Source organism: Marinobacter salinus, from assembly GCF_001854125.1.
In the GTDB taxonomy this organism is placed as follows: Bacteria; Pseudomonadota; Gammaproteobacteria; order Pseudomonadales; family Oleiphilaceae; genus Marinobacter; species Marinobacter salinus.
Window position 1 is genome coordinate 1,113,091 of the sequence record NZ_CP017715.1, and the last position, 17,200, is coordinate 1,130,290.

16 protein-coding genes are annotated in these 17,200 nt (G+C 54.9%); 8 read left to right on the top strand and 8 right to left on the bottom strand.

Translation table 11 applies throughout. The features are described from left to right. The first annotated feature begins 20 nt into the window (after positions 1-20). Positions 21-434 (top strand): PilZ domain-containing protein, encoded by a 414-nt coding sequence (locus tag BKP64_RS05080; protein ID WP_070966816.1) that lies wholly within the window; start codon positions 21-23, stop codon positions 432-434. A 69-nt stretch (positions 435-503) separates the two neighbouring features. On the opposite strand, the gene BKP64_RS05085 is transcribed toward BKP64_RS05080, so the two are convergent. From BKP64_RS05085 to gloB, 7 genes are all read right to left on the bottom strand, one after another. Continuing rightward, the gene (locus tag BKP64_RS05085) at positions 504-1,289 is read right to left on the bottom strand and encodes an enoyl-ACP reductase FabI (RefSeq protein ID WP_070966819.1); all 786 of its coding nucleotides are present in this window, start codon (positions 1,287-1,289) and stop codon (positions 504-506) included. Between the two features lie 66 nt (positions 1,290-1,355). Next, a complete protein-coding gene (locus BKP64_RS05090) occupies positions 1,356-2,960 on the bottom strand; it encodes an ABC transporter ATP-binding protein (protein WP_070966822.1) in 1,605 nt (534 codons plus the stop codon). A 1-nt stretch (position 2,961) separates the two neighbouring features. Beyond that, on the bottom strand, positions 2,962-3,984 hold the full coding sequence (locus tag BKP64_RS05095) for an ABC transporter permease (protein ID WP_198402674.1): 1,023 nt from the start codon (positions 3,982-3,984) through the stop codon (positions 2,962-2,964). A 2-nt stretch (positions 3,985-3,986) separates the two neighbouring features. Further along, positions 3,987-5,072 (bottom strand): microcin C ABC transporter permease YejB, encoded by a 1,086-nt coding sequence (locus BKP64_RS05100; RefSeq protein WP_070966827.1) that lies wholly within the window; start codon positions 5,070-5,072, stop codon positions 3,987-3,989. Between the two features lie 46 nt (positions 5,073-5,118). Beyond that, positions 5,119-6,948, bottom strand: a complete 1,830-nt coding sequence (locus tag BKP64_RS05105) for an extracellular solute-binding protein (protein WP_070973567.1) — start codon at positions 6,946-6,948, stop codon at positions 5,119-5,121. 125 nt (positions 6,949-7,073) lie between these two features. Further along, positions 7,074-8,828: a LysM peptidoglycan-binding domain-containing protein gene (locus BKP64_RS05110; RefSeq protein ID WP_070966830.1), complete on the bottom strand. Its 1,755-nt coding sequence runs from the start codon at positions 8,826-8,828 to the stop codon at positions 7,074-7,076. A 156-nt stretch (positions 8,829-8,984) separates the two neighbouring features. Continuing rightward, a complete protein-coding gene (gene gloB, locus BKP64_RS05115; protein WP_070966833.1) occupies positions 8,985-9,779 on the bottom strand; it encodes a hydroxyacylglutathione hydrolase in 795 nt (264 codons plus the stop codon). A 95-nt stretch (positions 9,780-9,874) separates the two neighbouring features. On the opposite strand from gloB, the gene BKP64_RS05120 reads away from it, so the two are divergent. The 5 genes from BKP64_RS05120 to BKP64_RS05140 all read left to right on the top strand — a co-directional run bounded on the left by BKP64_RS05120 (position 9,875) and on the right by BKP64_RS05140 (position 14,457). Beyond that, positions 9,875-10,666 carry a class I SAM-dependent methyltransferase gene (locus BKP64_RS05120; RefSeq protein ID WP_070966836.1) on the top strand — a complete coding sequence of 264 codons (792 nt, stop codon included), beginning with the start codon at positions 9,875-9,877 and terminating at the stop codon, positions 10,664-10,666. 19 nt (positions 10,667-10,685) lie between these two features. Continuing rightward, a complete protein-coding gene (gene rnhA, locus BKP64_RS05125) occupies positions 10,686-11,129 on the top strand; it encodes a ribonuclease HI (RefSeq protein ID WP_070966839.1) in 444 nt (147 codons plus the stop codon). Positions 11,130-11,156: 27 nt separating this feature from the next. Then, positions 11,157-11,867, top strand: coding sequence for a DNA polymerase III subunit epsilon (gene dnaQ / locus BKP64_RS05130; protein WP_070966842.1), 711 nt, complete (start codon positions 11,157-11,159; stop codon positions 11,865-11,867). Positions 11,868-12,098: 231 nt separating this feature from the next. Continuing rightward, positions 12,099-13,805, top strand: a complete 1,707-nt coding sequence (locus BKP64_RS05135) for a FimL-related protein (RefSeq protein ID WP_070966845.1) — start codon at positions 12,099-12,101, stop codon at positions 13,803-13,805. 4 nt (positions 13,806-13,809) lie between these two features. Next, positions 13,810-14,457, top strand: coding sequence for a multidrug transporter (locus tag BKP64_RS05140; protein WP_070966847.1), 648 nt, complete (start codon positions 13,810-13,812; stop codon positions 14,455-14,457). Positions 14,458-14,535: 78 nt separating this feature from the next. Here BKP64_RS05140 and BKP64_RS05145 read toward each other — a convergent pair whose 3' ends face one another. Continuing rightward, positions 14,536-14,850 (bottom strand): SCP2 sterol-binding domain-containing protein, encoded by a 315-nt coding sequence (locus BKP64_RS05145; protein WP_070966850.1) that lies wholly within the window; start codon positions 14,848-14,850, stop codon positions 14,536-14,538. A 234-nt stretch (positions 14,851-15,084) separates the two neighbouring features. Between BKP64_RS05145 and sohB the strand changes: the two genes are divergently transcribed. Both sohB and BKP64_RS05155 read left to right on the top strand, forming a co-directional pair. After that, the gene (gene sohB, locus BKP64_RS05150) at positions 15,085-16,149 is read left to right on the top strand and encodes a protease SohB (protein WP_070966852.1); all 1,065 of its coding nucleotides are present in this window, start codon (positions 15,085-15,087) and stop codon (positions 16,147-16,149) included. A gap of 22 nt (positions 16,150-16,171) precedes the next feature. After that, the gene (locus BKP64_RS05155; RefSeq protein ID WP_070966855.1) at positions 16,172-17,170 is read left to right on the top strand and encodes a YhdH/YhfP family quinone oxidoreductase; all 999 of its coding nucleotides are present in this window, start codon (positions 16,172-16,174) and stop codon (positions 17,168-17,170) included. The last annotated feature ends 30 nt before the right edge of the window (positions 17,171-17,200 follow it).

The following is a 17,200-nucleotide window of genomic DNA, read 5'->3' on the forward strand; positions in this document are numbered from 1 at the left end:
CTGAGACAGGAAAAACAACAATGACTGATACTGACTACAGCTTTGGCAACCCTGATGCAGACACCTACGAACAGGACAACCGGTCTGATTACCGGTTGACAGCACGTGCGAGGGCTACGCTCGAGCTCGAATCGAGAGTGCCGGGGCCTTCCGCAGGCTCCGGGAATACAGGCCGCGAACTGGTTTGCCGCATTCGAGACATTTCTGCACGAGGGCTCAGCCTCTTCTCCAGTGAGCCTTTATCGCTCGGTGCGTTGCTGGCAGCTTCCGTTTCACTGGGCAATCACACAGAACCCTTCAGGTTGATGGTCGAGGTGGTCTGGTGTCGCCCCAATGACTCTGCCTTCCTTGTGGGGACTCAAATCATGGAGTCTGACGACACGGCCTACGTTGAATGGGTTGAGGCCGTTGCCTCGGCGATGGCGGAAGAGTAAATCCACAGAGCCAAAAAAGCCGGTATGAAACCGGCTTTTTTGGCTCTGTGGAGGGAAGTCCTCCGAAGATCAGTCTTCGATTTCTCCCATGCCGGTAATGTTGAACCCGGCATCCACGTACATGATCTCACCAGTAATGCCGCTGGCCATATCCGAACCGAGGAATGCAGCTGCATTACCCACTTCGTCGGTCGTAACGTTCCGGCGAAGCGGGGCGCGTTTGGCATTCTCCGCCAGCATGCGGCGGAAGCTCTTGATGCCGGACGCGGCCAGCGTCTTGATCGGGCCGGCAGAAATACCATTCACCCGAATGCCGTCCTTGCCCAGGCTGGCTGCCATGTAGCGGACGTTGGACTCCAGGGATGCCTTGGCCAGGCCCATCACGTTGTAATTCTGCAGAACCCGCTCGGCACCGAGGTAGCTCAGTGTGATCAGTGAGCTGCCTTCATGCATCATTGAGCGAGCACCTTTGGCCAGCGCCACAAAACTGTACGAACTGATGTCGTGGGCGACCCGGAAACCCTCGCGGGTTGTCACATCAACGTAATTTCCATCCAGCTCGTGTGCCGGAGCATAGCCGACCGCATGAACGATGATATCGATGTTGTCCCAGTGCTTGTTGAGCTCGGTGAAAACATTCTCGATTTCTTCATCGCTGGCTACGTCACAGGGAAACGTCAGTTTGCTACCCCATCCCTCTGCAAATTTTTCCACGCGTGGCTGGAGCTTTTCATTCTGGTAGGTAAACGCCAGTTCGGCGCCTTCCCGGGCGAACGCTTCAGCAATGCCGTAGGCGATGGAGAGTTTGCTGGCTACGCCAACGATCAGTGCTTTTTTGCCACTGAGTAATCCCATGGGTAATTCTCCCTGTGTTCCTGATTTTGGAGCATTATCCCTGAACCTTTCGGGTAGAGGTAACGCTCAATTGGTCGTAGTGGTGTTTTGGTAGAAGAAAGCCGCATTCAAGAGCTCCCGGGTATAGCTGGCCTGGGGTGTCTGGAAAATTTCGGCGGCGGCCCCATACTCAACGATCTTTCCATGTTGGAGCACCAGGAGTTTATGGCTCAATGCTCGGACGACGGCCAGATCGTGACTGATAAAAATATAGCTTAGACCATAGCGGGCCTGTATATCTCGCAGCAGCTCGATCACCTGTTTTTGTACGGTCCGGTCAAGGGCTGACGTGGGCTCGTCGAGGATGATCAGATCCGGTTGCAGTACCAGAGCCCGGGCTATGGCTATGCGCTGGCGCTGGCCCCCGGAAAATTCGTGGGGGTATCGATGACGAGCCTCAGGGTCCAGCCCGACATCTTCCAGGGCCTGGATGACCTTCTGGTCATGGCTTTCGTGATTGTCCGGGTCGTGAATTTCCAGGCCTTCCCGTACGATTTCAGCGATAGACATTCTCGGGCTAAGGCTTCCGAAGGGGTCCTGAAATACAATCTGGATCCGACGACGCCACGGGCGGAATTCCTTTTGGGTCAGGTTTGCCAGTTCCTCGCCGCCAAGCTTAAAGCTGCCGGTGCTGGCAGTGAGCTTTAGCAGGGCATGACCTATGGTGGTCTTGCCGCTGCCACTTTCGCCGACAATGCCCAGGGTTTCGCCTCGCTCCAGGCTGAAGCTTGCGCTCTGAACCGCATGAAAAAAGGCTTTAACTTTTCCGAACAGGGATTTCCGCGTCGTGAACCGGACATCCAGATCGGTTACCTCCAGCAGCTGTTCTCCGCCTTCTGCTATGGTGGACGGTGCTTTCGGTGGTTCCGCATCCAACAACTTCCGGGTGTAGGGGTGCCGGGGTGAGTTGAACAGTGCCTGGGTGTCGGCATATTCCACCAGCTTTCCGCGCTCCATAACGGCGACCCGGTCCGCATATCGCCGGACAATGGTCAGATCATGGGTAATCAGAAGGATCGCCATGCCCAGTTTTCGCTGGAGCTCGCGGAGCAATTCCAGAACCTGTTTTTGAACCGTTACGTCCAGTGCCGTCGTCGGTTCGTCTGCGATCAGCAGGTCCGGTTCGTTAGCGAGCGCCATGGCAATCATGACGCGCTGTTTCTGGCCTCCAGACAGCTGGTGGGGGTAACTTCCAAGGCGACTTTCCGGGTTTTGAATCCCCACGAGCTCCAGCAATTCAAGGCAGCGATTCCGGGCCTCAGGGCCGCGCATCCCTTTGTGCAGGGCCAGGGTCTCGCCAATCTGTTTTTCGACAGTATGAAGCGGGTTCAGGGAGGTCATGGGCTCCTGAAAGATCATGCTGATCTGTCGACCACGGATCTGTCGCAGCCGTTTATCGCTGGCCCTGAGCATGTCCTCACCTCGGAAATACACTTCTCCGGATGGATAGCTGGCGTGTCTCTCATCCAGTAGGCGGAGCACGGAAAGCGCGGATACGGACTTTCCAGAGCCACTTTCACCAACCAATGCTAGAGTTTCGCCCTCCCGGACATCAATGGAAAGCGAGTCCACAACCGGTGGGGCGTGATCAAAGGAGATGGACAGGTCGGATATTTGAAGCAAATGGCTCATATCAGCTCTTTCTCGGATCGAAGGCATCACGCACGGCTTCACCGACGAATACCAGCAATGTCAGCATGACAGACAACGATACAAAAGCGGAGATCCCGAGCCAGGGCGCATGAAGGTTGGCTTTACCTTGTGCTATGAGTTCCCCCAGTGAAGGTTCGCCGGACGGCAAACCGAAACCCAGAAAGTCGAGGGACGTAAGTCCGGTAATGGCGCCGGTCAGGATAAAGGGCAGGAAGGTCAGCGTCGCCACCATGGCATTTGGCAAAATATGCCGGAACATGATCATTCGATTATCCAGACCAAGGGCCCGGGCGGCTTTGACATATTCGAAATTTCTGGCCCTGAGGAATTCGGCACGAACAACGTCCACCAGTCCCATCCAGCTGAAAAGAAGCATTATGCCCAGCAGCCACCAGAAGTTCGGTTGCACGATACTGGATAGAATGATTAACAGGTAGAGGACCGGGAGCCCGGACCACACCTCGATAAACCGCTGGCCAATCAAATCGATTTTACCGCCGTAGTAGCCCTGTATTGCCCCGGCGATGACACCAACAATGCAGCTGGCGAAGGTCAGAGTAAGGCCGAATAGCACAGAAATCCGGAACCCGTAAATGACTCGTGCCGCGACATCACGGCCCTGGTCATCGGTTCCCAGCCAATTCTCCGGGCTGGGCGGCGCAGGCGAGGGGACATCGAGGTCATAGTTGATCGTGTCGTAGCTGAATCGGATCGGAGGCCAGATAATCCAGCCGTTGTCTTTGATTTCCTGGGCGATGAAGGGGTCTCGGTAGTCCGCGTCTGTTGGAAGAAAGCCGCCAAAAGTTTCTTCCGGTACGGACTCAACAACCGGGAAGTATAGGTCGCCGTTATACGAAACAATAAGTGGTGAATCGTTGGCTATGAACTCTGCGACCAGTGAAAGGCCAAACAGGACGAGAAAAAGCCAGAGCGACCAGAATCCCCGGCGATTAGCCCGGAAATTTCTCAGCCGGCGTTGCTGGATAGGAGTCAGTGACTTCAAGGTCACGCCCCCTCCCGGCTTTCAAAATCAATCCGCGGGTCGACAAGCACGTAGGTAATGTCACTCACCAGTTTCAAAATCAATCCCATGAGCGTGAATATGTAGAGTGTTCCGAAAATCACCGGATAGTCACGGTTCAGGGCAGCTTCAAATCCGAGAAGACCAAGGCCATCGAGAGAGAAGATAACTTCGATGAGCAGGGAGCCAGTAAAAAACAGGGCAACCAGTACACCAGGGAGGCTGGCGATCACAATCAGCATCGCATTACGGAATACGTGACCATAGAGAACCTGCCCTTCGTCCAGCCCCTTTGCTTTGGCTGTTACCACGTACTGCTTACCAATCTCATCCAGGAACGAGTTCTTGGTTAAGAGTGTAAGCGTTGCGAAACCGCCAATAACATTGGCCGTTACCGGAAGTGCCAGATGCCAGAAATAGTCCCCGACCTTCTGGTACCAGGCGAGTTCATCAAAATTGGACGAGGTCAGGCCTCTGAGGGGAAACCAGTCGAAATAGCTCCCGCCTGCAAACAGTACAATGAGCAGAATGGCAAAAAGAAACCCGGGAATGGCGTAGCCAATGACAATGGCTGAGCTGCTCCATACGTCGAACCGAGAGCCGTCGTTAACCGCCTTGCGGATACCCAGGGGAATGGAAATAAAGTAGATGATCAGGGTGGACCAGAGTCCGAGGGAAATGGACACCGGCATCTTGTCGAGAATGAGATCAATGACGCTTTTTTCCCGGAAAAATGAGTCCCCGAAGTTGAAGGTCGCGTAGTCGCCAAGCATCTTGAGGAAACGCTCGTGAGGTGGCTTGTCGAAGCCATACATCACTTCGATTTCTTTCAGCAGTTCGTCAGGAATGCCTCGGGAACCACGACTGTCTCCCGACGCCGTGGAGACTTCACTGCCTGTGCCGCCACCAGATGCCCGGGCTAGTGCGCTGCCGCCGTGGCCCTCCATTTCGGCAATCAGCTGTTCAACGGGCCCGCCCGGAGCAGCCTGAACAATCACAAAGTTCAGCAGCATTATCCCAATTAGGGTCGGGATAATCAGGGCCAGCCTTCGGAGAATATAAATGCCCATTTAGCGGAGGGTTCCTTCCGTTACTACTCGATTCAGAATCGGTTGCTCAGGGTTTTACCCACCAGTTGTTCAGGTCAATACCGTTCTTGGGCGTTGTTTCGGGCCGCACCAGTTGCTTCCAGTAGGCCACACGATCACGGGCGAGATACCAGTGGGGAATCACGTAATGGCCATGCAAAAGCACGCGATCAAGCGCCCGGACCCGCTGAACCAGTTCTTCCCGGTCCGGTGCCTGGATAACCATACTGACGAGCTCGTCAACAACGGGATCGTTAACACCCATGTAATTCCGTGAACCAACCGCGTCCACGTTCGACGAATGCCAGTATTCACGCTGCTCGTTCCCTGGGGAGTCTGACTGGGGGAGGACCTGGGTAATCATGTCAAAATCGAACTCACGCACTCGCTGAACGTATTGGTTGCTGTCCACGAGCCGGACAGAGACATCAATACCAAGCTTGGCGAGGTTGTTTTTGAATGGCAAGACCACCCGTTCGAAATTCTTCTGGGCGAGCAGCACTTCGAAGGCCAGGGGCTGACCGGTTTCGGCGTTAACCATCTTGCCATCCCGGATTATGTATCCGGCTTCCGTCAGCAGTTCCAGCGCGGTCCGGAGGTTTTTTCTCAGACCTTGCTGTCCGTCGGTCTCTGGCGGAGCATAAACCTCTGTGAATACGCTGCTGGAAAGCCGTTCTTTGAAGGGCTCCAGGATCTCGAGTTCACGAGCCTGTGGCAGTCCGGAAGAGGCCAGTTCGCTGTTTTCGAAATAACTGTCCGTCCGTGTGTACTGTCCATAGAACAGGTTTTTGTTGGCCCACTCGAAGTCAAACCCATAGGCCAGCGCTTCACGCACTTTGGGATCGCTGAAGACCGGGCGCCGGGTGTTATAAACGAAACCCTGCATACCAGTGGGCCGGTGATGTTCAATGGCTTCTGTCACGATGGAGCCATTATCGAACTTGGGGCCGGTGTAGGCTGTTGCCCAGTTCTTGGCCGACGTTTCCTGGCGGAAATCCAGGTTGCCCGCCTTGAATGCTTCAAGAACGACAGTGTCGTCGGTGTAGTAATCATAACGAATCCGATCAAAATTGAACCGGCCCTTCCGGACCCCGAGGTTCTGGGCCCAATAATCCGTTACCCGCTCATAGGTGACGGAACGACCTGCCTCGAATTCGCCGATGCGGTAGGGGCCACTGCCAACCGGAGGGGTAAGACCGTTTTCACCAAACTCGCGGGTCTTCCAGTAATGAGCGGGGAGTATGGGCATTTGGCCCAGAATCAGGGGCAGTTCGCGGTTTGAGGTTGTCCCGAAATCGAAGCGGACACGATGAGGGTTCTCGACCGTCACTTCGGATATGTCTGCATAATAGTTTCGAAAAAACGGGTGCCCCTTGTTGGTCAGCGTCTCGAATGAAAACTTTACGTCCTCAGCAGTAATCGGCTCTCCGTCCTGGAAGAGGGCTTCCTTTCGCAGATTAAAGATGACGTAGCTGCGATCAGGGGGTGTCTCGAGAGATTCGGCAATCAGGCCATAGGCGGAAAAGGGCTCATCAGCGGAGGACTCAAGCAGGGTATCGTACAGGTAGGTGCTGATACCGGCGGCGGCCACGCCCCTTATATCGAATGGATTGAATGAATCGAAACCATTGGCAACAACCGACATGCTCAGAGTGCCGCCTTTCGGTGCATCCGGATTCACGTAGTCAAAATGAGCAAAGCCGGCTGGGTATTTGGGCGAGCCGTGCATCGCGATGCCGGCCCGGGGCGTAAGCGAACCAGCGGTGTCTTCGCTGGCGAGGGAAAGAGGAGGGGTGGCCGCCAGGGCCAGGGAAGTCAGGAGCGATGTAAGCTGTAAGGCTGTCCGTATGCTTGTCATGGTTCTCGCACGTTCCGGAATGTCAGGCCGGTGTGCCGGGATGCTGCCCGGCACACCGTTGGGCTCTGTGAAGCCCTTATGGTTCTTGTTTTTCGGAAAATTCCAGCAGGCGCACGGCACCCAGGCTAAGGACTGTTCCGAATATCGACGTAGAGTACCAGACTTTGTCCCGGTTGCAGATAACGTGCGGTATTCAGGTCATTCCAGCTTGCGATGTCGCGCACATTCACAGCGAAACGGCTGGCGATCGTGGACAGTGAGTCACCCTTGCGTACCCGATAACCGACCTTTCTGACCATGGCCTTGCCCCTGGAACTGTTTGATGCCAAAAGCGTGGGCTGACTGGTCTTTGACCAGATCACCAGCTCTTTTCTGGGAATCAGCGGATCCCCAGGCGCCATACTGTTCCAGGCGGCGACTTCACGGACGGACACACGGTGCTCCCGGGCAATATCCCAGAACGTATCTCCGCGTCGGACCGTATAACGAACCTTGTTGCCGTCCCGTTTCCGGTCCTGTTTGCGCTCAAGCCGTTGAGATGCACTCAGGGCGTACGTATCCGATCCATTTTTGGCGGAAGGGATCATCAGTCTTTGACCGATTCTGATCAGGTCACTGTTGAGTTTGTTTACCTGCTGAATCACCGAGGGTGTGGTGGAAAATTTGCGGGCGATGGTGATCAGACTGTCTCCGGATTTCACCCGGTAGTTCTGCCACGATACTCGTTGGCTTGACGGTATCTTGGCCAGTGCCGTGCGAAAGGCCTCAGAGTTCTCCTTGGGTACCAGTAACCGGTGTGGTCCATCTGGATTCGTAGCCCAACGATTGTATGTCGGATTCAGCAGGTAGATTTCATCGACATCAACACCTGCCAGTTCCGCGGCCTGAGCGAGATCCAGTTGGGAACCCGTTTCAACAACTTCGAAGTAAGGCTCATCCTCCAGGGCAGGGAGTTTAATGCCGTAATCTTCCGGTTTGTCGAAGATCTTGGCCAATGCGATCAGCTTTGGAACGTAATGCCGTGTTTCGCGGGGCAGCTCCAGAGACCAGAAATCTTGCGGGCGATTAAGCTTCCGGTTTCGCCGCAAGGCGCTGGAGACGGTTCCGCCTCCGCTGTTGTATGCAGCCAGTGCCAGTGTGTAGTCGCCGTCAAAACGCCCGGTTAGCCGATCCAGATAAGTCAGGGCCGCATCAGTTGCAGTGATTACGTCGCGCCGGTCGTCGTGCCACCAGCTCTGAGTCAGGCCAAAGTACTTACCCGTCGATGGAATAAACTGCCACAGGCCGGCCGCGCGGCCGTGGGAATAAGCAAAGGGATCGAAGGCACTTTCAACTACCGGGAGAAGCGCGAATTCAGCCGGAAGCCCGCGTTTTTCTGTTTCTGACAGAATATAGTGCAGGTACCGGCTGCCCCGCTCGACCACCCGGTTGATGTAGCCAGGGTGGCTTGAATACCAGTTAAGTTGATCACGAACCCGCTCATTGTCGATGTCGTGATCCAGTTCAAAACCGTCTCTCAGACGTTGCCAGAGATCGGTCTCCTGAGGCATTTTTTCCGCAGACTGTTGCTCAGGGTTATCCAATTTCGCCCGGGCTTCCTGCGCGGCCAACCGAAGCTCCGGAGCTATGGCGTCGTCCAGCGCACCCTGTGGCATTGCGGCTGCTTCATCACCGGACTCAATGGACTCCTTAAGGCTCTCATCTCCCGTTGCGACGGTCAGTTCGTCAGATTCCAGGGGGTTGCCGGTAGCTCCTCTGTTGTCCACATCCTTGATCCAGGTCGTCGGGTTTACCCACGAGTCTCCCGGTTGTTCGAAGATACTACAGCCACTAGCCAGGGCGCCTGCAAGAAAAATAACGGACAATCGTTTGACCGACATAGAATGATTCCGGGTCACAGTTGAAGCCGGATGGTATGTCTTAAAATCCGGCATATTTAAAGGGTTACAGTCACAATTTGGCAATAATTCTATTGGACGCCTTTTCCGGGGGTCAAGAAACCTCTCGTTACGGCCTTGAGAGGAATTGTTAACCGGTCAGAAGTTGTCCTTGCCATGACGTATGGCCGCAAAGATCGCGGTTTCGGAATCAGCGGGCAGCCCGTTTGCGGCGCAATACCCTCTGGCTGCGTCGACAACGAGCGGATCGTCCCAGCGAAGGAACGGGTTCAACCGTTTTTCCTCACCCAGCACCGATGGCACAGTCGGTTGCCCGCTATCCCGACGTTCTTTGCAGCGAACCTCAAAATTCTTCAGGCCTTCATCCCTGGGGAGCCAGCTACGGGCAAATTTCAGGTTGGCCAGGGTGTACTCATGGGCACAATAGACCGCAGTTTTGTCGGGGAGCGCCCTCAGTGACTGCAGGGATTGTCGCATTTGCTCCGGTGTTCCCTCGAACAACCGACCGCAGCCACAGACAAACAGGGTATCACCGCAGAACAGGACTGGACGGTCATTGACTTCAGTGTCGGTGAAATAGGCAATATGGTCCAGGGTATGCCCGGGTACCCCCAGCACCTGGAACGTCAGACCTTCCCAAACCACTTCGTCACCCGGATGAACTGTGTTCGTGCAATTTTTGAACGGAGATTCCGCGGGGCCGGTAATACGGCAGTTCGGAAAGGCTTTTGCCAGCTCGTTTACACCGCCGACATGGTCTGGATGATGATGGGTAATAAGGATGGTATCGAGTGTGAGACCCTGGTCTCTCAGGTAGTCAAGGACCGGGTGCGCCTGGCCGGGGTCTACCACCAGGGCTTTGCGGTTTCCCGGGTCAGACAGGCACCAGATATAATTGTCACTAAACGCAGGAATGGCAGAAATGGTGAGCATAAGACCCCACATGTGCTAAACGAATGTGACTGATATGATAGAGCATTAAACACATGGCCCCAACAACGGGATCTGGTTTGCGGGAGTGACACGGTGTGAGTAAGCCTGAAGCAATCGACTATCCGGTTCGAGGCGAGAGCTTTGAAAGATGGTTCCAGACTCCGCTTGGCAGGGCTTTGCTGGCGGATCAGCGTCGCATGCTGGACCACGAGCTCGGCAAACTCACGGGTGCAAGACAGCTGCAGGTGGGTATCAGCCATCGGCTACCGCTGGCAACGGGCACGGACTTCTCCCAGAAAATAATCACCACACCGCGATGGTATCCGAACATCCCGGACGGGGTCGCCGTTTGTGACGCAGATGAGCTGCCGTTTCCCGGTGATTCCATGGATCTCGTGGTTCTCCATCACAGCGCTGACTTTTCCCGATATCCACACCAGGTCCTTCGTGAAGCGGCACGAGTTCTCCGTGGTGAAGGTACAATTGCCTTGGTTGGGTTTAATCCCCTGAGCCTGTGGGGGCTGCGCAAGTTTACTTCACGGAATGGGGAAGGCCCCTGGGGAGGGCGCTTTCTTCTTCGGGGCCGTATGGAGGACTGGCTTCACTTGCTGGGATGTAACATGGAGCTCTCCGTGACCCGTTTTTTCCGGCTTCCGATCCAGCGAAGCGGTCGGAAGGCCCAAAGCAGAGCAGATCGAATTCTCACAGAAAACAGTCTCCTGCCTGTTGGGGCTTATTACTGTATCCTTGCGAAAAAACGCGTTTATGCCCGCATTCCGAGACGCCCCGTCTGGCGCCAGGCGAAAGTGATTACGCTTCCCGGTACGGGAACTGTCGGGGCTTCCAGAGGGCTTGTACGCCGGCGGACGCACACCCGGCAAGAATGATTCAGTAATAGGAGATGCCATGTCCGGCAAGGTAATTCTGTACACCGATGGCGCTTGTAAAGGCAACCCGGGCCCCGGAGGGTGGGGGGTTGTTCTGCGCTACGGTGATGCCCGCAAGTTGATGCATGGAGGCGAGGCGGATACCACCAATAACCGAATGGAGCTGATGGCAGCGATCCGCGGGCTGGAGGCGCTGAAGCGCTCCTGTGAGGTTGAGCTCTATACTGACTCGCAATATGTGCGAAAGGGAATTACCGAGTGGATGTCGGGGTGGAAGCGCAATGGCTGGAAAACATCGGCGAAAAAGCCGGTCAAAAATGAGGATCTCTGGCGGGAGCTGGATGCTGAAGTGGCCAGGCATAGCGTTAACTGGCATTGGGTGAAGGGGCATGCGGGCATCCCTGATAACGAACTGGCCGATGAACTGGCCAATCGTGGCGTTGCGGAGCTGGCCAACGCCTGAAACGGATAACATTGAGCAGAATGTGTTATGAGACAAATTGTACTGGATACCGAAACAACCGGTATCGACCCTTCCGAAGGGCACCGGATTATAGAAATCGGTTGTGTTGAGTTAATGGAGCGGCAACTTACCGGCCGCAACTACCACGTCTACATCAACCCAGAGCGGGAAGTTGAGGCTGAGGCCATTACCATTCACGGCATAACCAACGAATTTCTGGTGGATAAACCCAGGTTTTCCGAGATTGCCGACGAGTTCTTCGAATTCATCAAGGGTGCCGAACTGGTCATCCACAACGCGGCTTTCGACGTTGGATTCATGGATTCTGAGTTTGCGCGCTTGAAGCCCGTCAGAAAAACAGCGGAGAACTGCGGAATTGTAGACTCCCTGGCCATTGCCCGTAAGAAGCATCCGGGTCAGAAAAACAGTCTGGATGCCCTCTGCAAGCGGTACGGAGTCGACAACAGCAACCGGGATCTGCACGGCGCCCTGCTGGATGCTGAAATTCTCGCAGACGTTTACCTGCTGCTGACCGGCGGACAAACCGCGCTGTCTCTTGACGCGGGGTCCGAAGACGGCGGTGCTTCCGGCGGCATACGGAGATTGTCTCCCGAGCGCACTCCACTGTCTGTTGTCCATGCCTCTGGGGAGGAGCTCTCCGCCCATGAGGAGTTCATGTCGATGCTGGAGAAAAAGGCTGGCGGGACCGTGTGGGATAAACTCCGGCAGGCGGAATGAGAACTGTGTCGGGCTGTACCAAATGTTACATTCCGGCTTTCTTGAGCTACTTGAGTTTTGTGTTATAAGTAATGATAAGTTCGCCAGTTTTTTGGCAACCATGGTGCATGAGATCAGCTCTGGCCGGGAAGGGTTGAACCGGCTCATAACAAGAAAGGTTCGCCGTCCACCGGGTGAGCCGTAGTCATTATGAGGACGCGGTAGTCTCCGCAAATCTAACAGGAAGCGTTTATGGTTCAATCGTCTCTGGCGACGAAATCGCAGTCGTTTGATCTGGTCAAGAATGAAATCGAGCAGACCATCAAACAGGCACAGTCCAGCCTTGAACGCTTTCAGGAAAACCGTGAGAGCGGTGAAGATCTCCAGAATTGTCTGGACTTCATCAACCAGCTGCGCGGAATTTTTATCCTGGTCGAGCTTCGGGGCGGGATATTGTTGTGCCAGGAAGCGGTCACAATGGCCAATGATGTTCCGGTGGGCGCTAATGACGACAAGAACATTCTGCTGACAACGCTGAATGGCGCCTTGTTTATTCTTCGTCGTTACGTGGAGTATTACCATCAGCAACGGGAAGATCACCCTGAACTGCTGCTGCCTGTCATTAATGATTTGCGCGAAGCGCGCCGTGAAAAACCCTACCTTGAGTCCTGCTTCTTTGACGTTGATGTAAAGGAACGACCCGATTTCTGCGCGGGCATGCATCTGCAGCCCTTGGACGGTGATGAATCGGAATATGAAATTTTGTCGCGTCGTATGCGCCTGACTTTTCAGGTGGCGCTCCTGGGTATCCTCAGAGAGCGTAACGATGCAGTGAGTCAAAAGCTGATAAGTCGATCCGCCCGGGGATTCGCCCGTTTGTGTCAGGGTGCGCCCATGGGACAGATGTGGTGCCTTGTGGCAACGGCTGCAGACACCATGCTCGATCGGGCGATGGTGTTCACCAAGGCCCGGAAACGTATGTTCATGCGTATCGAGAAGTACGCCAGGGAAGTGGTTTATGTCGGTAAGGTGGCCACGGCCAAAGACGCACCCGATTCTCTGATCCGGGACCTCGTTTATATCCTTTATCGCAGTGGTTCGGCCAACCTGGAAGTCAGTGAGATTTTGTCCGCATATCACCTGGCGCCTGCTGAATACTCCGATGCCATGCTGGAAGCCCATGCGAGGAGGCTTTATGGGCCCGGCACCGATGTGCTTCAATCGCTTTCGGAAGCGCTTCAGGACGAACTGAACCAGCTCAAGGATAAGCTCGATATCATTGAGCGGGGGATCGAGCCGGACCTGGCCGAGCTATCTTCAATTGCAGATGCTCTGGAGCGCCTGGCCAATACCCTGGTCATGCTTGATCTCAACAAGCTTGCGGAGGTCTCCCGTGAAGAGGCTGCAAGGCTTCGAACCTGGGAAGAAGAATCGCGCCTTCCCGGTGATGACGAACTATACAGATTGGCGGATTCCGTGCTCGGTATCGAAGACGCCGTCATGCAGATTGTTACCCGGGGCATAACGTCCGAAACCGACGCCCTTGCCCGCGGGCAGCGTAATCGGGATGAGTCCCCCTATCTGCGGGAAGCACTTTTTGTGGTTGCCGATGAGGCAAGGGGTGCCCTGACATTGGCAAAGCGTGCCATAACCGCATTTATGGAATCGGATTACGACAAGCTCCACCTCGCGAACTTACCGGCCACGCTGCACAGCATTTGGGGCGGCCTGCAAATGGTGGATGATCCGGGAGCCGCCAGCGTTCTTGAGCGTGTTGCCTCTTCAATTCAGGAGCGTTTGCTTGATGGTCGTGAAGCCCCGGCCATGCAGGTGCTTGAGGCCCTGGCAGATGCATTGACGTCACTCGAGTACTATATTGAAAGTATTGGAAAGCGTGAGGATCGTAATGCTGACCTGCTCAAGCTCGCTGAGACCTCGCTGGACGAGGTAGGTTTGTAGCGCCATGTCCCATCTGCTCGCCACCATCGTGCTCGCAACCCTGGGTGCGATACTGGTCGTTGCGGGCCTTCTTTTCTTTCTGCGTCCCCGCTGGCTGCTTGACTGGCTGAAGGGGATGGCCATTCTTGGTGCTATTCTCTTCGGCCTATATACCTTGGTTATTGCCGTCAACATTGCCGAGTACCAGTCTGTCGAGGGTATGCAGACTGTTGCGGCAATTTCGACCGAGCGTCAGGGTGACCAGTTCTGGCGGGTAACAATGCACCCCGCCAATGCAAAGCCAGTAACAAATTCTCTCAGGGGAGACCAGTGGCAAGTCGACGCCCGAATAATTCGATTTTCCGGCCCGCTCAGCTGGCTGGGAGTGGCGCCGGGTTACCGGCTGGAACGACTGAGTGGGCGCTTTACCACGCTCGAGCAGGAACGGGCAGAAACCCGGTTAGCCATTGACCTCAATGGAAAGAGTTGGCTGGATCTCTGGGAGCTGGACAGAAAATTCGATCTGCCTTTTATCGAAGCCGTTCACCGCAACGTTACTTTCATGCCCATGAGAGATGGTGCGATGTTTGATGTGCGGCTCTCCGCATCCGGTCTTGTCGCAGTGCCCGTTAATGAGGAGGCACGGGAGGCTGTTCAGTTGTGGGGGCAGTAGTCAGTTGGGATCCCTAGAAGGTAAAGATGAAAAAAAACCTGCGCCAGGCGCAGGTTTTTTGGCTGTCCAAAATAGCAATCAGCCCATTTTGAACAGCTCGCCCAGCTTGGTTGCAAGCATCATGTCGCCTTCGGCGCGCAGCTGTCCGGCCATAAATGCCTGCATGCCGTCAGTCTCTCCGGAAACGATACCCTTGAGGGTGTCAGAATTCATAATCAGGGTAACGGAAGGGTCGTCGTTGGTGCCTTCGTGCAGTTTGCAGGCGCCATCGTTAATGGCCAGGTGATAGGTGCTGTCGTCTTCGATGTCGAACTGAAACACCAGATCGAGGCCTTGCGCTGCGTCTGCGTTAAAATTCTGTTCGAGTTGTTCAAATACCTGAGCTACAGACATTGGTTTACCCTTTTTGGATGGTTGTCTTGTCATGGCGGCTTTGATTAACGCCCCCTGGCTAAATGAGCCCGAGTGGGAGCCCGGGTGCAGCCGACCTCGCCATTCGACTTTATGGTTAGTGGGCAGGCGGTGTCAAGCTCGATCGAACGCTTGTTTTAATTTTTTCTCTCTTCTTATCACCACAAATTCGGTAAGTTACACTTTCTCATTTGCACAACCATCTGGAGAAGCACTTTGGAGTTCCTGACAGAATACGGATTGTTTTTGGCCAAGGCCGTTACCTTCGTGGTGGCGGCGGTGATTTTGATCTCTGTCATCGTATCCGCGGCACACAAGGAGCGTGAGGATGATGACGATGCGGGTGAGCTCAAAATTGCGAAGCTGAACGAGAAATACCACAAATTACGAGAAGCCATTCAAGCAAAGCTGATGTCCGACTCCGAGCGGAAGTCCTTTGTAAAGCAAAATAAAAAAGAACAAAGAGCCAAGAAAAAGGCCGATAAGTCCCGGAAAAAGACAGACGCTGCCGAAGCCGAGCGCAAGCCGCGGGTATACGTTCTGGACTTTGACGGTGACATCAAGGCCAGCGACACCGATACGATGCGTCGAGCAATCACCGCCGTTCTGAGCGTAGCTGATGCCAAAAAAGATGAGGTTGTGATTCGGCTCGAGAGTGGTGGCGGACTGGTTCACTCCTATGGCCTGGCGGCAGCGCAGTTGGACCGGATCCGGAGCAAAGGTATTCATTTAACGGCCTGCGTGGATAAGGTCGCGGCCAGTGGTGGCTACATGATGGCCTGTGTCGCTGACCGGATCATTGCCTCGCCGTTTGCGATCCTTGGATCTATCGGTGTGGTTGCGCAGCTACCCAATTTTCATCGTTTTCTCCAGAAAAACGAGGTGGACTTCGAGGTGCTTACAGCGGGTGAGCACAAGCGAACCATGACCGTCTTCGGTGAGAATACCGAGAAAGGGCGCCAGAAATTCCTGGAGGACCTTGAAGATACTCACGTACTGTTCAAGGAATACGTGAGTGAGCGCAGGCCGGATGTAGATATAGCTGCCGTTGCGAATGGTGACATCTGGTTCGGAAAGCGGGCCCTGGATGTAAAGCTCGTCGATGAGATTAAAACCTCCGACGAATATCTCATTGAAGCCTGTGACAGGGCCGACGTAATCTCTGTGGCGTATCAGCGTAAACGGTCTCTCCCTGAAAAGCTCGGGTTAGCAACCAGTTCAGCGCTTGAACACACCGTCTGGAAAATTCTGAGTGCCTTTCGAAACCAGAAAATCCAGTAGCTGACAGAAGCGGGACAAAACCATGACAACCAATACCGAATTCAAAGCGTGGCGTGTCGAAGAGCAAGACGGGCAATACGTCGGAGCCGAAAAAAAGCTGAGTACGGCAGATCTGCCCGAAGGTGAGGTGCTCATCCGGGTGAGCTACTCGTCCCTGAACTACAAGGATGCCCTGTCGGCATCCGGCAATAAGGGTGTTACGCGCAGTTTCCCGCATACGCCCGGCATTGACGCAGGGGGAGAAGTGGTGGAGTCGGCCACCGGAACGCCTGCGGTTGGTAGCGCTGTGATAGTGACAGGCTACGACCTGGGTATGAACACGGATGGTGGTTTTGGCGAATACATTCGTGTTCCCGCAGCCTGGTGTGTGCCTATGCCTTCCGGCTGGAACGCCAGAACAGCGATGATATATGGCACGGCAGGGCTCACAGCTGGTTTGTGTGTCCAAAAGCTTCTAACGATGGGTGCGAAGCCGGAACAGGGCAAGGTTGCCGTCTCTGGCGCTTCTGGTGCTGTTGGCAGCGTTGCGGTTGAGTTACTGGCAAGGCTGGGCTTTAAAGTGGTGGCCATCAGTGGCAAGGCCGATCATGCAAACGAGCTGAAAGAGCTTGGTGCAGAGGAAGTGGTCGGTCGCGAAACCCTGGCAGAGGAAAAGAAGCCACTGGTTAAACCGGTCTTCGCCAACGCGGTGGATACCGTAGGTGGCTCGCCATTGGCTGAGCTGCTCAAGCAGATCAAGCCAGGCGGCTCCGTATCCTGTTGCGGTCTTGTGGCGGGCCCTGGGCTCCAGACCACAGTGCTGCCATTTATCCTGCGTGGGGTAAATCTGCTCGGCGTCGACTCGGTAGAAATCCCGTTGGCCGAAAAAGCAGCGGTCTGGGAAAAGTTTTCCGGTGACTGGGCATGCCCGAAAACCGAGGCTTCAGCTCGTGATATCGGTCGGGGAGACCTGGATGGGGCACTGAAGGCGTTTTTGAAAGGCGAATCGTCCGGGAAGATCGTGTTGGACCACTCCAAGTAAGGCTCTGTCGACAAGAGCGCGGGCTCAGCA

Coding starts and splice junctions, on each gene's coding strand:
- BKP64_RS05100 (WP_070966827.1), bottom strand. CDS start 5,072: ATGGGCATTTATATTCTCCGAAGGCTGGCCCTGATTATCCCGACCCTA.
- gloB (WP_070966833.1), bottom strand. CDS start 9,779: ATGCTCACCATTTCTGCCATTCCTGCGTTTAGTGACAATTATATCTGG.
- dnaQ (WP_070966842.1), top strand. CDS start 11,157: ATGAGACAAATTGTACTGGATACCGAAACAACCGGTATCGACCCTTCC.
- BKP64_RS05090 (WP_070966822.1), bottom strand. CDS start 2,960: ATGAGCCATTTGCTTCAAATATCCGACCTGTCCATCTCCTTTGATCAC.
- BKP64_RS05145 (WP_070966850.1), bottom strand. CDS start 14,850: ATGTCTGTAGCTCAGGTATTTGAACAACTCGAACAGAATTTTAACGCA.
- BKP64_RS05085 (WP_070966819.1), bottom strand. CDS start 1,289: ATGGGATTACTCAGTGGCAAAAAAGCACTGATCGTTGGCGTAGCCAGC.
- BKP64_RS05110 (WP_070966830.1), bottom strand. CDS start 8,828: ATGTCGGTCAAACGATTGTCCGTTATTTTTCTTGCAGGCGCCCTGGCT.
- BKP64_RS05080 (WP_070966816.1), top strand. CDS start 21: ATGACTGATACTGACTACAGCTTTGGCAACCCTGATGCAGACACCTAC.
- BKP64_RS05140 (WP_070966847.1), top strand. CDS start 13,810: ATGTCCCATCTGCTCGCCACCATCGTGCTCGCAACCCTGGGTGCGATA.
- BKP64_RS05155 (WP_070966855.1), top strand. CDS start 16,172: ATGACAACCAATACCGAATTCAAAGCGTGGCGTGTCGAAGAGCAAGAC.
- BKP64_RS05105 (WP_070973567.1), bottom strand. CDS start 6,948: ATGACAAGCATACGGACAGCCTTACAGCTTACATCGCTCCTGACTTCC.
- rnhA (WP_070966839.1), top strand. CDS start 10,686: ATGTCCGGCAAGGTAATTCTGTACACCGATGGCGCTTGTAAAGGCAAC.
- BKP64_RS05135 (WP_070966845.1), top strand. CDS start 12,099: ATGGTTCAATCGTCTCTGGCGACGAAATCGCAGTCGTTTGATCTGGTC.